At 72.7% G+C, this 20814-nt stretch carries 15 protein-coding genes and 1 pseudogene; 11 read left to right on the forward strand and 5 right to left on the reverse strand.

Annotation, left to right across the window (positions count from 1 at the left end; all coding sequences use genetic code 11):
• Positions 1–1980: a helix-turn-helix domain-containing protein gene (locus ACFU5K_RS00495; protein ID WP_384054889.1), complete on the reverse strand. Its 1980-nt coding sequence runs from the start codon at positions 1978–1980 to the stop codon at positions 1–3.
• A 39-nt stretch (positions 1981–2019) separates the two neighbouring features.
• Positions 2020–2805 carry a 3-hydroxybutyrate dehydrogenase gene (locus tag ACFU5K_RS00500; protein ID WP_384054892.1) on the reverse strand — a complete coding sequence of 262 codons (786 nt, stop codon included), beginning with the start codon at positions 2803–2805 and terminating at the stop codon, positions 2020–2022.
• 272 nt (positions 2806–3077) lie between these two features.
• Here ACFU5K_RS00500 and ACFU5K_RS00505 point away from each other — a divergent pair, with 272 nt between their 5' ends.
• On the forward strand, positions 3078–4565 hold the full coding sequence (locus tag ACFU5K_RS00505) for a PHB depolymerase family esterase (RefSeq protein WP_384054895.1): 1488 nt from the start codon (positions 3078–3080) through the stop codon (positions 4563–4565).
• Between the two features lie 207 nt (positions 4566–4772).
• Here the strand turns inward: ACFU5K_RS00505 and ACFU5K_RS00510 are convergent, their stop codons facing one another.
• The gene (locus ACFU5K_RS00510) at positions 4773–5282 is read right to left on the reverse strand and encodes a hypothetical protein (RefSeq protein ID WP_384054898.1); all 510 of its coding nucleotides are present in this window, start codon (positions 5280–5282) and stop codon (positions 4773–4775) included.
• A 267-nt stretch (positions 5283–5549) separates the two neighbouring features.
• On the opposite strand from ACFU5K_RS00510, the gene ACFU5K_RS00515 reads away from it, so the two are divergent.
• The 5 genes from ACFU5K_RS00515 to ACFU5K_RS00535 are packed head-to-tail and all read left to right on the forward strand — an operon-like array spanning position 5550 to position 11203.
• The gene (locus tag ACFU5K_RS00515) at positions 5550–6809 is read left to right on the forward strand and encodes a prenyltransferase/squalene oxidase repeat-containing protein (protein ID WP_384054901.1); all 1260 of its coding nucleotides are present in this window, start codon (positions 5550–5552) and stop codon (positions 6807–6809) included.
• On the forward strand, positions 6806–7495 hold the full coding sequence (locus tag ACFU5K_RS00520; RefSeq protein WP_384054904.1) for an SCO2322 family protein: 690 nt from the start codon (positions 6806–6808) through the stop codon (positions 7493–7495). The genes ACFU5K_RS00515 and ACFU5K_RS00520 overlap by 4 nt, the downstream gene beginning before the upstream one ends.
• On the forward strand, positions 7492–8637 hold the full coding sequence (locus ACFU5K_RS00525; RefSeq protein WP_384054907.1) for an energy-coupling factor transporter transmembrane protein EcfT: 1146 nt from the start codon (positions 7492–7494) through the stop codon (positions 8635–8637). Before ACFU5K_RS00520 ends, ACFU5K_RS00525 begins: the two co-directional genes overlap by 4 nt.
• A complete protein-coding gene (locus ACFU5K_RS00530; protein WP_384054909.1) occupies positions 8634–10352 on the forward strand; it encodes an ABC transporter ATP-binding protein in 1719 nt (572 codons plus the stop codon). Before ACFU5K_RS00525 ends, ACFU5K_RS00530 begins: the two co-directional genes overlap by 4 nt.
• Positions 10349–11203, forward strand: coding sequence for an ECF transporter S component (locus ACFU5K_RS00535; RefSeq protein WP_384054911.1), 855 nt, complete (start codon positions 10349–10351; stop codon positions 11201–11203). The genes ACFU5K_RS00530 and ACFU5K_RS00535 overlap by 4 nt, the downstream gene beginning before the upstream one ends.
• Before the next feature lie 25 nt (positions 11204–11228).
• On the opposite strand, the gene ACFU5K_RS00540 is transcribed toward ACFU5K_RS00535, so the two are convergent.
• Complete coding sequence (locus tag ACFU5K_RS00540; RefSeq protein WP_384054914.1) at positions 11229–13271, reverse strand: bifunctional glycosyltransferase 87/phosphatase PAP2 family protein; 2043 nt, start codon at positions 13269–13271, stop codon at positions 11229–11231.
• Between the two features lie 322 nt (positions 13272–13593).
• Between ACFU5K_RS00540 and ACFU5K_RS00545 the strand changes: the two genes are divergently transcribed.
• Positions 13594–14070, forward strand: a complete 477-nt coding sequence (locus ACFU5K_RS00545) for a GNAT family N-acetyltransferase (protein WP_384054917.1) — start codon at positions 13594–13596, stop codon at positions 14068–14070.
• Between the two features lie 103 nt (positions 14071–14173).
• Here the strand turns inward: ACFU5K_RS00545 and ACFU5K_RS00550 are convergent, their stop codons facing one another.
• Positions 14174–16219 carry a DHA2 family efflux MFS transporter permease subunit gene (locus ACFU5K_RS00550; protein WP_384054920.1) on the reverse strand — a complete coding sequence of 682 codons (2046 nt, stop codon included), beginning with the start codon at positions 16217–16219 and terminating at the stop codon, positions 14174–14176.
• 138 nt (positions 16220–16357) lie between these two features.
• Here ACFU5K_RS00550 and ACFU5K_RS00555 point away from each other — a divergent pair, with 138 nt between their 5' ends.
• From ACFU5K_RS00555 to ACFU5K_RS00570, 4 genes and pseudogenes are all read left to right on the forward strand, one after another.
• The gene (locus tag ACFU5K_RS00555; protein WP_384054922.1) at positions 16358–17326 is read left to right on the forward strand and encodes a peptidoglycan-binding protein; all 969 of its coding nucleotides are present in this window, start codon (positions 16358–16360) and stop codon (positions 17324–17326) included.
• Positions 17327–17512: 186 nt separating this feature from the next.
• Positions 17513–18175 carry an HAD-IA family hydrolase gene (locus ACFU5K_RS00560; protein WP_384054924.1) on the forward strand — a complete coding sequence of 221 codons (663 nt, stop codon included), beginning with the start codon at positions 17513–17515 and terminating at the stop codon, positions 18173–18175.
• Positions 18176–18836: 661 nt separating this feature from the next.
• Positions 18837–19222, forward strand: a pseudogene (locus tag ACFU5K_RS00565) (hypothetical protein); the annotation flags it as partial.
• Positions 19223–19367: 145 nt separating this feature from the next.
• Positions 19368–20813, forward strand: coding sequence for a hypothetical protein (locus tag ACFU5K_RS00570; protein WP_384054927.1), 1446 nt, complete (start codon positions 19368–19370; stop codon positions 20811–20813).
• Position 20814: the final 1 nt, after the last annotated feature.

Consider the following 20814-nt stretch of genomic DNA (forward strand, 5'->3'; position numbering starts at 1 on the left):
TCAGCCGTCCCGGCCGCCCGACAGCAGATGCAGTCTCAGGGCGAGCTGCAGCTCCAGGGCCCGGTCGGGCTCGTTCCAGTCGCGGCCGAGCAGCACCTGGATGCGGTCGAGGCGCTGCACCACCGTGTTGACGTGCACGTGCAGTTCGTCCTTGGCGCGGATGAGGCTGCCGCCCGCGCCGAAGTAGGCCCGGAGCGTCCGTACGAGATGGGTGCCGCGCCGCTCGTCGTACCGGAGGAGGGGGCCCAGCACGGCGGTCACGAAGCCGTCCACGTCCTTCGCGTTGCCCAGCACGACGCCCAGGAAGCCGAGTTCGTCGACGCAGGCGCCCTCGCCCTCCCGTCCCAGCACACGCATGGCCCGCAGGCAGCGGGCGGCCTCCGCGTAGGCGGCGGCGAGTGCGCGGGCGCCTTGGGCGGGGCCCGTCCCGGCGACGGTCACAGGGGCCTGGACGAGGTGTCCGAGCTGCGCCGCCGCCGCACGCGCGGCGTCCCCGGCATCGGCGGTGGAGCGGCCTTCGCAGTCGATCAGCAGCACGACCGTGCCCGCGTGCTCGGCGCTCACCCCGTGGATGTCGCCGCCGAAGAGATACCGCATGGCCGCGCCGCCGAGCTTCTCGCGGGCGGCGGCCTCCGCCACCAGCAGCAGGTGGGGCCGGTCGAGGTCGATGCCCAGTCGCCGGCCGCGCTCCACCAGTCCGGCGGGGTCGCGCTCCGGGTCGCCGAGCAGGTCACTGATCAGCTCGCCCCGTATCCGGTTCTCGGTCTCGGCGACCGTGCGGCGCAGCAGCAGGAGGAGGCCGGTGACGACGGCGGCGCGTTCGAAGAGCCGCCGGTCGGAGTCGTCGAGCCGGTCCGGCCGGTGCAGCACGAGGCTGGCGAGGAGTTCCTGGCCCGCCAGGACGGCGCAGATCCACCGGTCGTCGCGCTGCACCGCCCTCGCCCCGCGACGGGACTCCTCGGCGGCCCCGTCGAGCCAGCCCGCGTCCATGCTGTCGGCGGCGAACCCCGAGCCGTCGGGCCGCACGGCGGCGAGTGGGCGCCCGCCCGGGTCGTGGATGGTCAAGGGCCACTCCAGCAGCCCGGCGACCGACACGGCGACGTCGCTCACGTCACCGCCGCGGAGCACCAGGTCGGTGAGCCGGTCGTGGGCCTCCTCGGCCCGCTGCATGGCCGCCGAGTGCGCGCGTACGGCGGCGTTCGCCTCGGCCAGTTCGGCGTTCGCCCCGGCGAGCTCCGCCAGCGCGCTCCTGGTGTCGTCCAGGGCCCGGGCGGTGTCGATGGCGATCGCGGCGTGCGCGGCGAGCGAGCAGAGCAGGGCCACCTCGTCGGGGCTGAAGACCCGCGCCGCGCGGTCGGCCGCGAAGAGCACGCCGATGACCTTGCCCGTGCCGCCGCGGCTGGAGCCGAGCAGCAGGGGGACGCCGAGGATCGCGACGAGTCCTTCGTCCAGCACACCGGCGTTGATGTTGGAGGTGTGGCGGAAGCGTTCGTCCGTGCGGTAGTCGGGGGTCGCGTAAGGACTCGCGGTCTGCGCCACGAGCCCGCCGAGGCCTTCGCCCAGTTCGAGCCGGAGTCGCTGGAACAGCACGGACACCGACCCGTCGGTCACCCTCATGTAGGTGTCCCCGGCCTCCTCGTCGGGGAGCGTGAGGTAGGCGGTGTCGGTGCCCAGCAGCATCCTGGCCCGCCGTACGATCGCCTTGAGGACGTCGTCCAGGTCCCTGGAGGCGGCCAGGTCGCCCGCCGTGTCGAAGAGCGCGGTGAGCTGGAGTTCCCTGCGCCGGTGCTGGCGCAGGGCGCTCCTGATCCGCAGCGCGGTGGCGGCCGCCCTCTCCACCTCGGCCAGTTCGGCGGCGGGCACGCCGGCGGCCCGCGCCCGTGAGGTGACGGCGCCCAGTTCCTCGGCCGGGGCGTCGTCGGCCAGCAGGTCGAGGAGGCGGGCCATCAGGGGCGCGGCGGAGGGGGAGGGTTCAGACATGGGCGGACATCGTTCTTCCGGCTTGCGGGCGGTCGGGTGTCAGTTGGCGGTCCAGCCGCCGTCCATGGCCAGCGAGCTTCCGGTGATGTGGGACGTTCCCGGGCCGCACAGCCACAGGACGGCACCGGCCACGTCGTCCGGCTCGATCAGGGACTTGAGGGCGCTGCGCTCCAGGAGCACCTTGCCGACCACCTCCTGCTCGGAGATGCCGTGGCTGCGGGCCTGGTCCGCGATCTGGTTCTCGACCAGCGGTGTGCGGACGTAGCCGGGATTGACGCAGTTGCTCGTCACGCCGTGCGGCGCCGCTTCGAGTGCGACCACTTTGCTGAGCCCCTCCAGTGCGTGCTTGGCCGAGACGTAGGCCGACTTGTAGGGACTGGCGCGCAGCCCGTGTACGGACGAGATGTTGACCACGCGGCCCCAGCCGCGTTCGTACATCCCCGGGAGCGTACGGCGCAAGATGCGGAACGGTGCTTCCACCATGACGCGGTGGATCAGTGTGAAGCGGTCCGGGGGGAACTCGTGCACGGGGGCCACGTGCTGGAGTCCCGCGTTGTTGACGACGATGTCGGCGTCGGCGGGCAGCGCGTCCACCGCCTCGGCCACGGAGAGGTCGGCCACCCAGGCCGTCCCGCCGATCCTCTCGGCCAGACTCCTGGCGGCCTCACCCTCCTTGTCCACCACGTGCACGTGCGCACCGGCGGCGGCGAGCGCCTGTGCGCAGGCGAGTCCGATGCCGCTCGCGGCCCCGGTGACCAGGGCGGTGCGCCCGGCGAGGGGGGAGGGGGCGGGAGGTTCGTACTGCGGGGTCCGGGAAGTCTGCATGGGCGTCACCGTAAGGACGTAGCCGCCTGCATCACACGGGGTCAGTGCACACACCCCCGGGCGACGGCATGGTGGCGGCGTACATGGTGCGGGCGTACGGGCCAGGAGCGGGCGGCCGGGCGCTCCGGGCCGTGCCCGTGGGGCGGAGACCGGCGCAAGGGGAGCGCCGCACACAGCGGCGGGCGGCGGGTGGCCGCCTGCCACATGGGCGGCGCCGCCCCCGGCTCATAGGTTCCGGCAGCATCCGCACGTCCGACCAGGGAGGCCCCACCGTGCGCCCACCGAACCCCCGCCCGCCGCTCCTGCGACGCCTGCTGCGCCGCGCCGCTCCCCTCGCCGTCCTGGCGCTGCTCGCCGTGAACCCCGCCCCCGCTTCCGCCGCTCCCGCGGACACGGCCGCCGCCGGCCTCCAGCAGGTCACCGGCTTCGGCTCGAACCCCGGCAACCTGCAGATGTTCGCGTACACGCCCGACAACGTGCCCGCGGGGCGGCCGCTGGTCGTCGCCCTGCACGGCTGCACCCAGACGGCGAACGCCTACTACACCAACTCCGGCTGGCCCAAGTACGCCGACCTGTGGGGCTTCGACGTGGTCTTCCCGCAGACCACATCGGCGAACAACGCGCTGTCGTGCTTCGGCTGGTTCGACCCCGCCGACAGCACCCGGGGCAGGGGCGAGGCCGCGTCCGTCGTGCAGATGGTCGAGTACGCGAAGCAGACGTACGGCTCCGACGGCCGCCGCGTCTACGTCACCGGGCTCTCGGCGGGCGGCGGGATGACCGCCGACCTGCTGGCCGCCTACCCGGACGTCTTCGCGGGCGGCTCCGTGGCGTCGGGGCTGCCCGCGCAGTGTGCCACCAGCCAGGCGGCCGCCTCCGGATGTCAGACCGGGCCCCAGAAGCTGACGCCCGCGCAGTGGGGCGACAAGGTCCGCGGCTCCTACCCGGGCTGGACCGGCCCGTGGCCCAGGGTCGCGATCTGGCAGGGCACTTCCGACTACACGGTCTACCCCGCCAACGCCACGGCACTGCGCGACCAATGGACCGACGTCTGGGGGATCGGCCAGACCCCGTCCAGCACCCAGAGCCTGCCGGGCAGCACCACCCGGAGCGTCTACAACGACGCGTCCGGGCAGCCCGCGGTGGAGACCTTCTCGGTGTCCGGCATGGGGCACGGCCTGCCCGTGGGCCCGGGTTCGGGCACGGAGCAGTGCGGGTCGACGGCCGCGTACTTCCTGAACACCATCTGCTCGACGTACCACACGGGCGTGTTCTGGGGGCTGGACAAGGACACGCCCGGCGGTGGGAACGGGCTCCCCGCCCCCACCGGGCTGAAGGTCGCCGGGGTCACGGACAGCAGCGCGTCGCTGACGTGGAACACCGTCGGGTCGGCGGCCTCCTACCTCGTGTACCGCGACGGCGCCAAGGTGGCCACGACCACCTCCGCCTCGTACACGGACACCGGTCTGAAGGCCGGCACCTCCTACCGCTACACCGTGTCCGCCGCCGACTCGGGGGGTACCGCGGGGGCCGCCTCCGCGGCTGTCACCGCGACGACGTCGGGCGGCACCGCGCCCGCCCGGTGCTTCACCGCCACGAACTACGCGCACGTCACGGCGGGCCGGGCGCACACATCGGGCGGTTATGTCTATGCGAACGGTTCGGAGCAGAACATGGGGCTCTACAACGTGTTTGTCACCCACACGCTCCGGGAGTCGCCCACCGGTTACTTCGTGATCGCGGACTCGGGCTGTCAGGCCTGACGGGCTCGGCCGACTCGGACTGCCGCGCCTGACCGCTCGGGCTCTCAGAGCCTGTCGGGTGGCCTTCGATCGGAAAGTGGGCGCGGTCCGGTGCGTGCTCCAAGGCGCCGGAGTGTCCTCGTAGCGGAGCTACTAGGGCATTTCGGCAACGCGGGAAGCGTGCGTGCCGGGGCGTGACCGCCCGATCAGAGGTCACCCGACAGGCTCTCAGGCCGGGTCCTCGTAGTCGCCCCTGATCTGCCCGGGCAGATCGCAGCCGTCCTCGACGGCGGTGAGGGACACGATCTGGTCGGGGCCGAAGCCCTTCATCGTGTAGTGCCTGGCGAAGAGCTTCCAGCCCCGCTTGGCGAGGGTGCGGTAGGTCACGTCCTTCTCGGCGTGACTGGAGACGATCTCCCAGTCGTGCTGCCGCAACCGCATCACCGTCGCGTCGAACGCGCCGGCGGCCTCGGTCGCCGGCGCCTCGCCCATCCAGGGCGCCACGCACTTCTGCCAGTCGCCCTTCGGCAGCCCGGACGCGGAGGTGTCCCCGTCCGGGAGTCCGCCGGCCCGGGCGAGGGACACTATCTCCGCGGTCGCCGTCTCCTTGGTGTACGGGAGTATGGGCACCGGGGAGGCCGTCGGCACGGCCTCACTGTCCCCGACGATGCCGCAGCCCGTCATCGTCATGAATCCGGCCACAGCGGCGGCCGCGGCCGCCGTACCTCTTGTGCGCACTGATGCTTCCCACCCGGTCGTTCCTGCCCACGGGCGGGCGCCCATGTGACCCCGCCGGAGTCTGGCACGGGCTCTGACCTGCTGGGAAGCCCTCACGGCCAGGGGATGCGGCCGTCCGCCCGGAGGGGGCGCGGACCGCCCCGGTAGAGTGAGTGACTCGTCATCCTGCCCGTACAGGGGGAAGCCGGTGCGAATCCGGCGCCGGACCTTTCCCGCGCGCCCGGTTCCGCCCGGCAGGGGACACCCGTTCGAGAGGCCCAGTCCGTCATGTCCGTACGCCGCCGCGCGGCAGCGCTCGCGATCACCGCCGTGCTCTGTGGAGCGGCCGCCCCGACGGCGCTCGCCGCACCGAGTCCCACCCCCTCCCCCTCGGCGCCCGCCCTCCCGGCGGGGCTGTACGGGACCAAGGACCCGACGTACGACGGGGTGTGGCGCCAGTCGATGGCCTTCCTCGCCCAGCGGATCGAGCTGGTGACCCCGGCCGTGAAGTCGGTGGACTGGCTGGTGGGCCAGCAGTGCGCGAGCGGGGCCTTCGCCTCCTACCGCGACGCCTCGAAGCCCTGCGACGCGAAGACCGTCGCGGACACCAACGCCACGGCGGCGGCGGTCCAGGCGCTGGTCGAGCTGGCCGCGCACCGCGAGGTCGTGGACAACGGGGTCAGCTGGCTGAAGTCCGTGCAGAACGAGGACGGCGGCTGGGGATACAACCCCGGCAGCCCGAGCGACGCCAACTCCACCGCCGTGGTGACGGGCGCCCTGGCCAGGGCGGGCGTGCCGCTGGCCGGCCTCACCAAGGACGGCGGGAAGACGCCGTACACCGCGCTGCAGTCCTTCGCGCTGCCCTGCGGTGGCGAGGACGGCGGGGCGTTCGCCTACCAGCCGGACAAGGACGGCAAGCTCAACGCCAACGCGGACGCCACGGCGGCCGCGGTGATCGGCGCGATGGGCAAGGGCATGGCCGCGGGCAACTCCAACGCGGTGAAGGCCCCCGTCTGCACCGAGGGCACTGGCCTGACGCCGGAACAGTCGGCACAGAACGGCGCCCACTACCTCGCCGGCGCCCTCGCCGCTTCGGGTCATCTGGACCTGCCGCCCATGCCGGGCGCCGAGGACTCCGCCCCGCAGCCGGACTTCGGCAACACGGCGGACGCCGTCGTGGCGCTGGCGGCATCCGGCCACAAGGACAAGGCCGCCAAGGCGGTCGCCTACCTGGAGAAGAACGCTCAGGGCTGGGCCCGGGAGGGCGGCCCCGCCGCCTCCGCCCAGCTGGTGCTGGCCGCCCACGCGACCGGTACGAACGCGCGTGACTTCGGCGGCGTCGACCTGGTGAAGCAGCTCAACGCCACAGGTCCGGCCCCCGCCGCCACCGCCGTGCCCTCGCCGACGGCCACAGCGCCGGAGCAGCCCGCGGACACGAGCAGCGACGACGGCGGGATCGGCCTCTGGTGGATCATCGGCATCGGGCTCGCCTTCGGCGCGGGCATCGGTTTCCTGCTGAGCGGCCGCCGGAAGAACCAGCAGCCGTGAGGCGTCCGCTGGGCACGGCGGCGCTGCTCCTGCTCGTCGGTGCCGTGCTGACCGTGCTCGGCGCGGGCGGTGCTCAGGCCGCCGGTTACCGCTACTGGTCCTTCTGGGAGGGCGACGGCGGCAAGGGCTGGACCTACGCCACGCAGGGGCCGTCCCTGGTCCGCCCGGACGACGGCGCGGTACAGGGCTTCCGCTTCTCGGTGAGCGAGGACTCCCAGGACTCGGCCCGGCCGCGCCGCGCCCCGGACTTCGGGACGGTCTGCGCGGCCACCCCGGCGAAGGACGGACTCAAGCGGGTCGCCGTCGTCATCGACCCGGGTACCCCGGCGGACGCGCCCGACGGTGAGAAGCCGTCCGCCCTGCGCGCCGCGTGCGCCCAGGTGGCACCGGACGCGAGCGCCGCGGAGGCGCTGGCCTCGGTGGCGAAGCCGCTGAGGTACGACAGTGCCGCGATGCTCTGTGCGATCTCGGGCTATCCGCGTTCGGGCTGCGGTGAGCAGGTCGCGGACCGCGGCTCGGACGAGGCGACCGGTGCGGCCGAGCCGTCCGCCGCCAACGAGGACGCGGGCGCGGCCGGTTCCGGTGACGGTGACAGCGGCGGCCCGTCGGCGGGAGTGCTCACCGGGGTGGGCGCCGTGCTCGTGCTGGGTCTCGCCGCAGTGCTTCAGGCCCGCCGCCGCCGATGACCCGCTCCACCGGCCCCGCCCGGCTCCGCCCTGCCCTGCGCGCCCCGGGTGCCACCCGCGCCAACGCGTCGCCGGCGGGGGCGTGGTGGCTGTGGGCGCTGGGCCTGGCGACCGCCGCGTCCCGCACCTCCAATCCGCTGCTGCTCGGTCTGCTGGTGGGCGTGGCGGGCTATGTCGTGGCGGCGCGCCGCACGGACGCGCCGTGGGCCCGCTCGTACGGGGCGTTCATCCGGCTCGGGCTGTTCGTCGTCGCGGTGCGGCTGGTCTTCTCCGTCGTCCTCGGCTCCCCGGTGCCGGGCACGCACGCGCTGTTCTCGCTGCCGGAGGTGCCGCTGCCCGGCTGGGCGCAGGGCGTCAGGCTGGGCGGCCGGGTCACCGCCGAACAGCTGGTCTTCGCGCTGTACGACGGGGCGAAGCTGGCCACCCTGCTGATCTGCGTCGGCGCGGCGAACTCGCTGGCCAACCCCGCGCGCCTGCTGAAGTCGCTCCCGGGCGCCCTGTACGAGGTGGGGGTCGCCGTCGTCGTCGCCATGACGTTCGCGCCGAACATGGTCGCCGACGTGGCACGGCTGCGGACGGCCCGCCGGCTGCGCGGCCGCCCCACCGGCGGGATCGGGGCGGTGCTCCAGATCGGGCTGCCGGTGCTGGAGGGTGCGCTGGAGCGGTCGGTGGCCGTGGCGGCGTCGATGGACGCGCGGGGGTACGGGCGCACCGCCCAGGTCCCGCCCGCCGTCCGGCGCACCACTCATGTGCTCACCCTCGGCGGGCTGCTGGGGGTGTGCGCGGGGACCTACGGACTCCTGGCCGCTCAGGGCGCGGTGTACGGACTGCCGCTGCTGCTGGCCGGGCTGGCCGCGGCGATGGCCGGGCTCCGGCTCGGCGGGCGCCGCTCGGTCCGCACCCGCTACCGGCCCGACCGCTGGGACATACGTGCCTGGCTGGTCGCGGGCTCCGGCGTGGCCGTGGCGGCGTCGATGATCTGGGCGGCCGCCGCGGCGCCGGACGCCCTGCACCCCGGTGTCGTACCGCTGACGGCTCCCGTCCTTCCGCTGTGGCCCGCCGCCGCCGTACTGATCGGGCTGCTTCCCGCCGTCGTGGCGCCGCTGCCCGCTTCGCCCTCGGACTCCAAGGAGAGCGCGTGATCCGGTTCGAGCAGGTCTCGGTGCGGTACGAGGGTTCCGCGCACCCCACCCTGTCCGGCGTCGACCTCACGGTGCCCGAGGGCGAACTCGTGCTGGTCGTCGGCCCGTCCGGGGTCGGCAAGTCGACCCTGCTGGGCGCGGTGTCCGGTCTCGTGCCGCACTTCACGGGCGGGGCGCTGACCGGCCGGGTCACGGTCGGCGGCCGTGACACCCGCACCCACAAGCCGCGTGAACTCGCCGATCTGGTGGGCACGGTGGGCCAGGACCCGCTCGCCCACTTCGTCACCGACACCGTGGAGGACGAGCTGGCGTACGGCATGGAGTCGCTCGGCCTCGCCCCGGACGTCATGCGGCGGCGGGTCGAGGAGACGCTGGACCTGCTGGGCCTGGCCGAACTGCGCGACCGGCCGATCGCCACGCTCTCCGGGGGCCAGCGGCAGCGGGTCGCGATCGGCTCGGTCCTCACCCCGCACCCCCGCGTGCTGGTCCTGGACGAGCCGACGTCCGCCCTCGACCCGGCGGCCGCCGAGGACGTCCTCGCGGTGCTCCAGCGGCTGGTGCACGACCTGGGCACGACGGTGCTGATGGCCGAACACCGGCTGGAGCGTGTCGTGCAGTACGCCGACCAGGTCCTCCTGCTGCCATCGCCCGGCGCGGCCCCGCTGATGGGACCGCCCGCCGAGGTCATGGCCCTCTCGCCGGTCCGGCCGCCGGTGGTGGACCTGGGCCGGCTGGTGGGCTGGGTCCCGCTGCCGCTGTCGGTGCGCGACGCGCGGCGCAGGGCCGCGGACCTGCGCGAGCGGCTGTCCGGCGTCGAACCGCCGTCGCCCGCCGGGCCGGTGACCTCCGCCGTCGTCGTCCCGCTGCCCGCCCCCGCCCCTGCACGCCCCGGACTCCTGGACCGTCTGCTCGGCCGTCGCGCGCCCGGGGCCGCGGCGGGCCCTCTCCCCGGCGATCCGGTCACCCGGGCCGAGGGACTCGGGGTCCGGCGCGGGAGGGTCCAGGCGCTGCGCGGGGTGACGCTCTCCTTCGCGCCCGGCGAGACCGTGGCCCTGATGGGCCGCAACGGCGCGGGCAAGTCCACCCTGCTCACCACCCTCGTCGGGACGACCGAGCCCACGACGGGATCGGTGCTCGTCGGCGGGGTGCGCCCGTCCCGTACCCCGCCCCGCGACATGGTGCGCCGGGTAGGTCTCGTACCGCAGGAACCACGCGATCTGCTGTACGCGGACACGGTGGCGGCCGAGTGTGCGGCGGCGGACTCCGACGCGGGCGCGCCCCGGGGCACCTGCCGCGCGCTGGTCTCCGAACTGCTGCCCGGTGTGCCGGACGACGTCCACCCCCGCGATCTGTCCGAAGGGCAGCGGCTGGCGCTGGCCCTCGCCCTGGTACTGACCGCCCGGCCTCCGCTGCTCCTGCTGGACGAGCCGACGCGCGGCCTCGACTACGCGGCGAAGGCCCGGCTGGTGGGGGTGCTGCGCCGGCTGGCCGCCGGCGGCCATGCCATCGTGCTGGCCACCCACGACGTGGAGCTGGCCGCCGATCTGGCGCACCGGGTGGTGATCCTCGCGGACGGGGAGGTCGTCGCGGACGGCCCGACCCGTCAGGTCGTCGTCTCCTCCCCCGCCTTCGCCCCGCAGACCGCGAAGATCCTGGCGCCCCAGGCGTGGCTGACCGTGGCACAGGTGCGTGCCGCGCTGGACGGTCCGTCGTGAGCGCCGGATCGGCGCGCGTGGTCCGGCTCGGCCCCCGGGCGGTCGCCGCGCTCGTCCTGATCAGCGCGGTAGGCCTGGTCGCGTTCGGCTGGCCGCTGCTGGCAGGGGCGGATTCCGGTCTGGCCCACGCCGAGGACGCGCCGTGGCTGTTCGCCGTGCTCCTCGTGCTGCTGGTCGGTGTGGTCGTCGCGACGATCGCCGACTCCGGTCTGGACGCCAAGGCGGTCGCGATGCTGGGAGTTCTGGCCGCCGTGGGGGCGGCGCTGCGTCCGCTGGGCGCGGGGACGGCCGGCCTGGAGCCGATGTTCTTCCTGATGGTGCTGAGCGGGCGGGTGCTGGGCCCCGGTTTCGGCTTCGTGCTCGGCTCGGTGACGATGTTCGCCTCGGCGCTGCTGACGGGCGGGGTCGGACCGTGGATGCCGTTCCAGATGCTGTCGATGGGCTGGTTCACGATGGGCGCGGGTCTCCTGCCCGGCCCGGACCGGCTGCGGGGCAGGGGTGAGCTGCTGATGCTCGCCGCCTACGGTTTCGTCGCGGCGTTCGCCTACGGCACGGTGATGAACCTGTACGGCTGGACGATCGTGCCGGGGCTCGGCTCCGGCATCTCCTTCGTCGCGGGCGACCCGCTGCACGAGAACCTGGTCCGCTTCCTCGCGTACTGCACCGCGACCTCGCTCGGCTGGGACCTGGGCCGGGCCGTGCTCACCGTGGCGCTGACCCTCGCCGTCGGCCCCACGCTCCTGCGCGCCCTGCGCCGGGCGACCCGCCGCGCGGCATTCGACGCGCGGCCGGCCTTTGAGGAACCGTCAGCGGAAGCGGTGGCGGGCGGCGTGCGGGAGGCCGGGGGCTGAGGTCCACCCCGGCGTCCGGAGGCGGCTACACCTTGCTGCCGGCGGGTTCGGGGGCCGTTGGCGCGGCGGTGTCCGCGGGCTGGCGGCCCGATGGCTCATCCGTCCCGGCACCGGATCGCAGCCGCCGTGGTCCGCACAGGACGTAGGTCAGGCCGAATCCGGCGGCGACCACGGCCGCACCGCCGACCGCGTCCAGCACCCAGTGGTTTCCCGTGGCCACGATCGTGGAGACCGTGAACAGCGGATGCAGCATGCCCAGGACCTTCATCCACACCTTCGGGGCGAGGAGCAGGATCACCACACCGCACCAGAGTGACCAGCCGAAGTGCAGGGAGGGCATGGCAGCGTACTGGTTGGTCACCGCGGTCAGCGCCCCGAAGTCGGGGCTGTCGAGGTCCTGCACGCCGTGGACCGTGTCGATGAAGCCGAGCCCCGGCATCAGGCGCGGAGGGGCCAGCGGATAGAGCCAGAAGCCGAACAGCGCCAGGATCGTCGCGAAGCCGATGGAGCTGCGGACCCAGCGGTAGTCCGAGGGCCGGCGCACGTACAGCACCCCGAGGATCGTGAGCGGCACGATGAAGTGGAACGTCGAGTAGTAGTAGTCGAAGAAGTCGCGCAGCCACGGGATGCCGACGACCGTGTGGTTGGCCCAGTGCTCGATGTCGATGTGCAGCCACCGCTCGGCGGCGTGGATCTGCCGGCCGTGCTCCTCCGCGGTGGGACGTCCGGCGGTCGCCGCCAGCCGGACCTTCGCGTACGCCGAGTAGACGACCCTGATGAGCAGGAGTTCCAGCAGCAGGTTGGGCCTGCTGAGCACACGGCGCCAGAACGGGAGCAGGGGCACCCACGCGAAGCGCGGTTCCACCGGTCGGGCGTGGTCCGTCGGGACCGGGCGGGACCAGTGGGGTGAGGTCCGGGACAGGAACGGCGCCACGCAGGCCGCGCCGAGCGCCGCGACGAGCAGCACGTTGTCGCGTACGGGCAGGAGCGCGCCGACGTTCGGCAGCAGCATCTTCCCCGGCAGGGTGAGCACGAGCACCACCACGGCCGGCCAGACGAGCCGGTCCGAGGCCCGCGTGCCGACGCGGCCCACGACGGCGAGGAGTACCCAGAGCAACTGGTGCTGCCAGGCGGTCGGCGACACGGCCACGGCGACGCAGCCCGTGACGGCGACGGCCAGGAGGAGTTGACCGTCCTGGGCGTAGCGCACCGCTCGGCGGAGCCCGAGGAAGGTGACGGCGGCGGCCAGGGCGAGGAACAGCGCGATCTCAAGCGGCCCCTGGAGGCCGAAGCGGAGCAGAGCGCCGTGCAGGGACTGATTGGCCAGGCTGTCGGGCCGCTCCCCCAGCCCCGCGCCCGCGAGGTGGTGCACCCAGTACGACCAGGAGTCCTGCGGCATCACCGCCCAGGCCAGCGCCGTACAGGCGGCGAAGGTGGCACCTCCGGTGGCGGCGGCCCTGCGTCTGCCGGTCAGCCAGAACAGCACGGCGAAGATCAGGACGGCGGGCTGGAAGGCCGCCGCGATTCCGGTCAGCACGCCGGGAAGCCGCTCACCCCGTGCGACGAAACAGGCGAGGAGTACCAGCAGGACGGGCAGGATGCTGGTCTGACCGAGGAACAGGGTGTTGCGGACGGGCAGCGACACCATGAGCAGCGCGATCGCGATGGGGGCCGCCAAGAACGCGGTGCGCCTGCTCACCGGGGCGGGCAGGGCGCGGACGGCGACGAATCCCAGCGCCACGACGAGCAGCAGCGACCCGAAGGTCCAGGCGACGCCGAGGGCGTCCTCGGCGGAGGCCGTCAGCGGCTTCAGCACCAGCCCGGCGAAGGGTGTCCCGGTGAACCGGCCGGGGTCGTAGAGGGAACCTGCCATGTGCAGGACCCCGGTCGCACCGCTCCAGGTCTCGAAGTCGGTGAGGCGCTCACCGGGCGGCCTGCGCAGCACCACCGCGACCTGCCGTACCGCCAGGGCGGCGACGACTGCCCATAGGACGGCCCGGGCCGCTGCGGCCCTCGTCCCCGGACCCGCCGCCGCGTCCCCCCGCACACTGTGCTCAGCATTTGTCACGCTGCGCCGATCCTCCCAGTTCGTGCACTGTCCCCTCAGCCGGGTATGTGCGGATGAAGCCTTGCATTGCCCTATGAGGTAGACACAATCAACCCCCTCTTCGCCTGACTGTCACTACGAATGTGCCGAAAGAACGCGCAAAAAGGGCCTGCCGGACGCCGCGCGCGACACCCGGACCGCCGGCCGGCACGTCTGTGCGCGGGGTGAACCGCAACACGGCGAAGGCCGCCTCGTCGGCGTCCAGGGGTGCGCCACGTCATCGCGGCCCCCGGCAGGCGTTAATGGTTCGTCATCCGAACGTGCCATGACGACAATGGCCCCCATGACCTGGACCGTGGCCCCCGAACACTTCGCCGGCCCCGAAGCGCTCCTGCTGCGCCGGGACTACTACGACGAGGTGGCTAGCCGCTACTGGGGCCGCCCGGCCACCGGCGCCGAGATCGACGAGGGTCTGACGAACGACGGCGTCGAGCTGCTCACACCGCCCACCGGGGAGTTCCTGGTGGGCCGGTACGACGGCAAGCCGGCGAGCTGCGCGGGTCTGCTCCTGGCCGACGAGGGGACGGCCGAGCTGACCCGGGTGTACGTGCGCCCCGGGTTCCGCTCCACGGGCGGTGGCGGGCTGCTGCTCGAGGGCATCGAGAGCGCGGCGCGAGCGCTGGGGGTGCGGCGGATCAGGCTCGACACACGCAACGACCTGGTCGAGGCCCGCGGGCTGTACGCGAAGCACGGCTACCGCGAGGTCCCGGCGTTCAACCAGGGCCCTTACGCGGAACACTGGTTCGCCAAGGAGCTGTGAGAACCGCGGGTCGGCTGACGCCCTGTACGCACGTTCCGCGTAACGGGCCTCGCCCGCCTGTTCCGCGGCAGGGCGAGTCGTCCTCCTCGCCGGGGCGGGCCGGTCAGCCGGCCCAGTGGTCGCGACGCGGTTCGGGCATGTGCGGCCGTTCCTTGCTCGACCCGCTCACCTCGGCCGTCAGCTCCGTCACGAGACGGACCAGGTCGGTGGGCCGGTCGGGGCCCCACCAGTCGCCGAGCAGTTCGGCCAGCGACTCCTCGCGGGCATGCGACAGCCGCACCACCGCCTCCGCGCCCGGCTCGGTGAGCACCAGCTGCATGCCTTCCCGCCGGGCCAGACCGCGCTCCTCGATCTGCCGGGCGGCGGAGGTGATCACCCGTAGCGGCACGGGGGCGACGTCCGCGAGCAGGGAGGGCTCGACGGTGCCGTGCCGCTTGATGCGCAGCAGGAGCCAGCTCGCGGCGGGCTGGAGGTCGTATCCGGCCTTGGCGGTGATCTTCTCGTAGATCTCCCGGCGGCCCTCACGGCTCGCGAGCACCGAGAGGGCACGGGCGCACTCGTCGTAGGAGGAACGCTCCACCGGGTTCGTGGCCAGGGTCTCGCTCACGTCGGGCGCGGTCACCGAGCCCCGCAGCGGGTCCTCCTTGAGGAACCAGGCGAGGACGAACGCGACCAGGACGACGGGCGCGGCGTAGAGGAAGACGTCGGTGATCGAGGTCGAGTACGCGCCGAGGACGGACGGACGCAGGTCCGCTGGGAGCCGGTCGATGGCCCGCGGGTCGGCGGAGAGCGACTCGATGTCGACACCGGCCGGGAGGGAGCGTCCGCTGAGTGCCTGCTCGAGCTGGCCGGTCAGCCCGTTGGCGAAGATGGTGCCGAAGATGGCCACGCCGAACGATCCGCCGATCGACCGGAAGAACGTCGCCCCGGACGTGGCGACACCGAGGTCCTCGTACGTGACGGCGTTCTGCACCGTCACCACCAGCACCTGGATGACCATGCCGAGCCCGGCTCCGAAGACGAAGAAGCACAGGCTCGTCGTCCATGTGGAGCTGGTCTCGGACAGCCGGCCGAGCAGCAGCAGGCCGACCGCGGCGACGGCGGTCCCGGCGATCGGGAAGACCTTCCACCGGCCCGTACGGCTGACGATCTGGCCGGAGACGGTCGAGGTGAGCAGCAGGCCGAGGACCATCGGCAGCAGGTGGACACCGGACAGCGTCGGGCTGATGCCGTGCACGATCTGGAGGAACGTCGGCAGATAGGCGAGCGCGCCGAACATGGCGAAGCCGACGACCAGACTGATCGCGGCGACGAGCGTGAATGTCCTGATCCGGAACAGCTTGAGCGGCAGGACGGGTTCGGCCGCCCGGTGCTCCGCCGCGACGAACGCGACGAGCAGCACGACGGCGAGGACCGCGAGACCGATGATCTGCGCGGATCCCCAGGCCCACGTGGTGCCGCCGAGTGAGGCGGCGAGGACCAGTGAGGTGGCGGCCGCGGCGATGAGCAGGGTGCCCAGGTAGTCGATGGTGTGCTTGGTGCGCCGGACGGGGATGTGCAGGACCGCCGCGATGACCACGAGTGCGACGACACCGATGGGCAGGTTGATGTAGAAGACCCAGCGCCAGCTGAGGTGCTCGGTGAAGAAGCCGCCGAGGAGGGGGCCGAGCACGCTGGTCACACCGAACACCGCACCGAACAGACCCTGGTACTTGCCGCGTTCGCGCGGTGCGACGATGTCGCCGACGATCGCCGTCGACAGCACGATCAGCCCGCCGCCACCGAGTCCCTGCAGCGCGCGGAAGCCGATCAGTTGCGGCAGGTTCCCGGCCACCCCGCAGAGGGCGGAGCCGATGAGGAAGATGACGATGGCCGTGAGGAAGAGCTTCTTGCGTCCGTACTGGTCGCCGAGCTTGCCCCAGAGCGGCGTCGCGGCCGTCGCCGCCAGGATGTACGCGGTGACGACCCAGGAAAGGTGCTCCAGGCCGCCCAGCTCGCTGACGATCGTCGGCAGGGCGGTGGAGACGATGGTCTGATCGAGTGCGGCAAGCAGCAGACCGAGGAGCAGGGCACCGATGGACACCAGGACACTACGCCGCGACCGCCCCTCACCCGGAGCAAGGGGCGGCGGGCTCAGCTGCTGGGCCATGGGCATCTCCTCGGGTCCGCTTCACCCCATCCTGGCCGCAACATGCCGTTATGGCCTGCCGAGCAGCGGTGCGGCCGTTGGGCTTCTCCGCGGCGACCTGCATAATCGCAGGCAGTTCAAAGGGGAGGGGAACCCACCATGACCGGCCATATGTGTCCGGAGTGCGGCGGCGAGCAGGGTGCGAGACCCGGGGCGGGGTGCGCCTGCGGTGACCGCACGGCCTCCAGGCCGGCCGGGGAGGACGGACGGGCCGCCCGGTCGGCGGAGACAGCGGCGGCCGAGGACTTCGACCCGCTGCGGATCCGGCCGTACGTGACGCTGAACAGCGACGACCCGCGGGACCACGACGTCCCCGCCGCCGAGACGACGATGCCGCTGTTCCTGGACGGCGCCCAGGCCACGGCGCCGCAGGCACTGCCAGGCCCGCTGCCCGACGCCGTGGACGAGACCCGCCGGCGCAGCGCCGCGGCCTACGCGGGCGACGGCCCCGATCCCGTACAGCCGCGCCGCCGACGGCCGTTCGCCGTGTTCGCGGCCGGTGCGGCCGTGGCGGCCGTGGTGGGCACTGCCGCGTTCGCGGGCGGCCTGTTCGAGGACCGCGGTGGTGACGACACGGCCCGGCCCGAGGTCTCGGCGAAGATCCAGGAGGCCTCGGGAGCACCGGCGGCGTCCGTGTCGGGATCGCCGTCGGCGTCGCCCTCGGCCACATCGTCCCGCTCGGCGTCCGCGTCGCCGTCGGCGTCCCCCACCCCGTCGAGGAGTCCCTCCGCGTCCCGTTCCGCCACCTCCGCGCCGACGACCCCTGCGCCCTCGGCGTCCGCGACGTCGGCACCCACCACGATCGCGGCGGCACCGCCCGCCCAGGTGCCCGACAGCACGCTGCGGCGCGGCGACAGCGGCGCGGAGGTGGCGGAACTCCAGCGACGCCTGCAGGAGATCTGGGTCTACCGGGGCCCGGACGACGCCCAGTACTCGGACCGGGTGGAGCAGGCCGTCGCGGAGTTCCAGAGGTGGGTGTCGGCCCAGGGTGACCCTTCGGGCGTCTACGGTCCGGAGACCCGCCGGGCCCTGGAGTCGCGGACGACCGGCCAGGGACGCCACCCCTGACGGCCCACGGCGTCCGGGGCACCCTTGCGTGGCGCCCCGGTCCACCGGGATTGGCGTTTCGACAGCTGTTTTTGTATCGTGAAGGAACAAAGTAGCCTCCGCCCGTTCTCCCTGACCGGCGGGCGGGGCTACTTGTTTTCTTCACCCGCAGCTGTGAGCTGATCCCCCGCGCTCTGGAGCATGCCGATGCAGGCCACCGTCCTCGAAGCCCGCGCCCTCCTGTTGGACATGGACGGCACCCTCGTGAACTCCGACGCGGTGGTCGAGCGCTGCTGGCGCCGCTGGGCGGTCGCGCAGGGCCTCGACCCGGTGGCGGCCCTCAAGGTCGTCCACGGCCGCCAGGGCTACGCGACGATGGCCGCCCTGCTGCCGGACCGCCCGATGGAGCAGAACTACGCCGAGAACCGCATCATGCTCGCCGAGGAGACCGCCGACACCGAGGGCGTGGTCCCCGTCGCCGGGGCGCCCGCCTTCATGGCGTCCATCGCCACCCTGCCGCACGCGCTGGTGACCTCGGCAGACGAGGCACTCGCGCAGGCCAGGATGACGGCCGCCGCCCTGCCGATGCCCGCGACCCGGGTCACGGCGGAGCTGGTCGGCGCCAGCAAGCCGGACCCTGAGGGCTTCCTCAAGGGCGCGGCCGAACTCGGCTTCGCCCCGGCGGACTGCGTCGTCTTCGAGGACTCCGAGGCCGGCATCGCCGCGGGCCGGGCGGCCGGCATGCGCGTCGTGGGCATCGGCCCCCGCGCGGCCGCCCTCTCCCCCGACGCCCACGTGGACGACCTGACGCAGCTCCGGGTGGAAGCCGGCCCGGACGGCAGGATCCTGCTGCACATCGACGCCCGCTGACCAACCGGCTCCCGCGCCCGCACGACCTCCGCGTACGACGATTCGCGTACGACGATTCGCGTACGACGATTCGGGGTACGACGGCTCCGGAGCGCTCGGGCCGCCGGGCGGGCGGCCTCCACCGGACGTCCCCGTCCGGCAGACCCAGCGCCGCCCACCACCAGATGTGGTTGCCGGTGATCCGGTGCCCTGGCGTGCGCACCGCGACGACGAACATCAGTGCCAGGAAACCCAGCAGGGACCCGGGGAGTGAACCAGCCGGCCGATGAGCAGGGATACACCGGCGAGCCGGACCGCGGCCCGGCCACGGCGATCTCACGGGACCTGCCGACGAGGGGGAGGTCCAGCGACCACGGCGCGGCGGACACCGGGAGTAGGGCGAGCACGACGCCGGGCGCGGGAGTGACCGGCGGCAGCACGCGCGGCGGCCCCGGAGGCCGTCGCGCACCGTTCACGCCCGCTGCCGAACCGCCGGCCCATCAGTCCTCTTTTCCGAACGGACTTCGGACGGGACGTCAGAACGATCACCCCACCTCTTGATGTGACGTGCGCATGTCGCCACTCTGTTACCTGGCGACCACCCCACCGAAACCAGGCGCCGCCACGATGGCCTGGCTCCACAGGTCGCCTGCCAAGGTTCCCCCACATCAAGGGAGTTCGCATGTCCGGTATCTACGCGCGTCGCAGCTACGGGCGCCGCATAGCTTCGTCGTCGCCTCGGCCGCACTCGCCGCCTCCTCCGGGCTCCTCACCGCCCCGGCCGCGCAGGCCGCGATGCCCACCCCGGTCAGCGCCTCGACCGCCCGCACCTACCTGGGCCGGCTCACAGTCTCCGCCGAGGGTTCCTCCTCCGGCTACAGCCGCGACAAGTTCCCGCACTGGATCACCCAGTCCGGATCCTGCAACACCCGCGAAGTCGTGCTCAAGCGCGACGGCACCGGCGTGGTCCAGAGCTCCACCTGCGCCGCGACGAGCGGCAGTTGGTACTCGGAGTACGACGGCGCCACCTGGACCGCCGCCTCCGACCTGGACATCGACCACGTGGTATCTGTACCCGCGACGTACTGAGCTGACAAGAAGGCAGCTCATAGCGTCAGCGGCATGCCGCTGACATTTTTTCATGAGCCTTGCAGGGATGTGCAACGATCGCGGTATGGCCAGCCCCGCCCCTCCACCGTCAGATGCGTCGCACATGCCGATCTCCAGTGCGTCGGCCATGTCCGTGCTGGCGGCACTGTTGGACCGCTCGCTGAAGCAGATCGCGAAAGCTGCGGGGGACGTCCGCTGGTTCGACCGGGAAGCAATTCGCGCGGCAGCAGATGTGTGGGACAACAACCTGTTCCCGCTTTTCTGGGCTGTAAGCGCGTCCGGGGCTGGTGAACGCGATCGACGGGCGGTGATCGCTCTGGAGTGGATGGCCGGTCTCAGTGAGCGACGACGCAGATGGATGACCGAGCAGGCCGAGATTGCCGGGTACGACGTTCAGTCACTCCTGCCGCCGGCCAAGCCGAGCACTCCTGGACGCGACTACCGCGGACACGTCATGGCACCGCAGGTTCCACTCGCCGGGCAGAGAGTGGACGATCTGGTCCCCGACTACGATCTGGCGACGGCATCCGTCCGTCACCTCCAAGTAGAGCGTGCCGGGGCTCGTCTGACCGCTTTCCTCCAGCTTGATGCCGACCGCAGGTTCGCCGTCGAGGAGGGTACGCCACCTGCACTCCTGGACGTGTGGCTGGATGACATGACGAGCGCAACCTTCGACCTCTCCGACAGGCGGGGAGTGATCATGGACGCCGCTGCACCGGAGATAGCGATATCCCTGGGCACGGGTGGCCGACTCCGCGCCAGGGCCGGCGAATTCCGCATTGACGATCGTTCATGGCACCTGTCGTCTGCCGGTCGGCGTGCTGACGCCGCCACCCCGCCCCGAAACGGCCCATCGAGCCGCCTACGCCAACCACCGACCGAGAGCCTGGGTGCCGACGCTCGTGCTGCCGCCGTCCTTCTGCGCCACGCCATGTGGGAGCTCCGCTCGGTGCGATACGCCGAGCGCGCCGATCGTATCCCTGTGCTCGCCTTGTGCCGGGCGTTCTCCCGAGCAGGTGAAGCGATTCTGGACGCGGGATCCCGACGCGGCTCCGGCAACCGCGAAGCAGCATTTCGTGAATTGATCCGGACCTGGGCCGACCAGGGTGGTCCGGAACTCTCCCGTTGGTTCGCAGGAATCCTTAAGGCGCATGCAGGTCGCCCGGATCTCCTCGGGGTACCCCAGGCCGCCGATGGACCTCTTACCTCGCTCGCAGACACCACAGCGGCGTCGGGTGCGCCCGCGCTGGCAGTTCTCACCATGGCCGCATGGACAGCAGAGCACACCGGCTACCGCTCGGAACGTCCGGCGTCCGCGCAGCTTCAACTCGCCCTTCCGCCCCGGCCTGGCGAGGACTCCTCGGCGCCCTGGCGGCTGCGCACCGTCAGCTGCACCGACCCGAATGCCTTCCGCCTTCGCACCGATGCGTTCCAGGGCCCCGGCTCGCTCGTCCAGGTGGGGAAGCCCACTGCCGCCTGCAGCCTCGACCTGCACCGGGGAGCCTTGCTCATCTCGGCCAGAGACGGCTGGAGTGCGTCAGTGAACTGAC

This window comes from Streptomyces sp. NPDC057428, from assembly GCF_042803195.1.
Taxonomy (GTDB): domain Bacteria; phylum Actinomycetota; class Actinomycetes; order Streptomycetales; family Streptomycetaceae; genus Streptomyces.

Excerpts from the sequence above, each read along its gene's own strand:
- ACFU5K_RS00495 (WP_384054889.1), bottom strand. The coding sequence starts at position 1,980 with ATGTCTGAACCCTCCCCCTCCGCCGCGCCCCTGATGGCCCGCCTCCTC.
- ACFU5K_RS00500 (WP_384054892.1), bottom strand. The coding sequence starts at position 2,805 with ATGCAGACTTCCCGGACCCCGCAGTACGAACCTCCCGCCCCCTCCCCC.
- ACFU5K_RS00515 (WP_384054901.1), top strand. The coding sequence starts at position 5,550 with ATGTCCGTACGCCGCCGCGCGGCAGCGCTCGCGATCACCGCCGTGCTC.
- ACFU5K_RS00525 (WP_384054907.1), top strand. The coding sequence starts at position 7,492 with ATGACCCGCTCCACCGGCCCCGCCCGGCTCCGCCCTGCCCTGCGCGCC.
- ACFU5K_RS00545 (WP_384054917.1), top strand. The coding sequence starts at position 13,594 with ATGACCTGGACCGTGGCCCCCGAACACTTCGCCGGCCCCGAAGCGCTC.
- ACFU5K_RS00550 (WP_384054920.1), bottom strand. The coding sequence starts at position 16,219 with ATGGCCCAGCAGCTGAGCCCGCCGCCCCTTGCTCCGGGTGAGGGGCGG.
- ACFU5K_RS00555 (WP_384054922.1), top strand. The coding sequence starts at position 16,358 with ATGACCGGCCATATGTGTCCGGAGTGCGGCGGCGAGCAGGGTGCGAGA.
- ACFU5K_RS00560 (WP_384054924.1), top strand. The coding sequence starts at position 17,513 with ATGCAGGCCACCGTCCTCGAAGCCCGCGCCCTCCTGTTGGACATGGAC.
- ACFU5K_RS00570 (WP_384054927.1), top strand. The coding sequence starts at position 19,368 with ATGCCGATCTCCAGTGCGTCGGCCATGTCCGTGCTGGCGGCACTGTTG.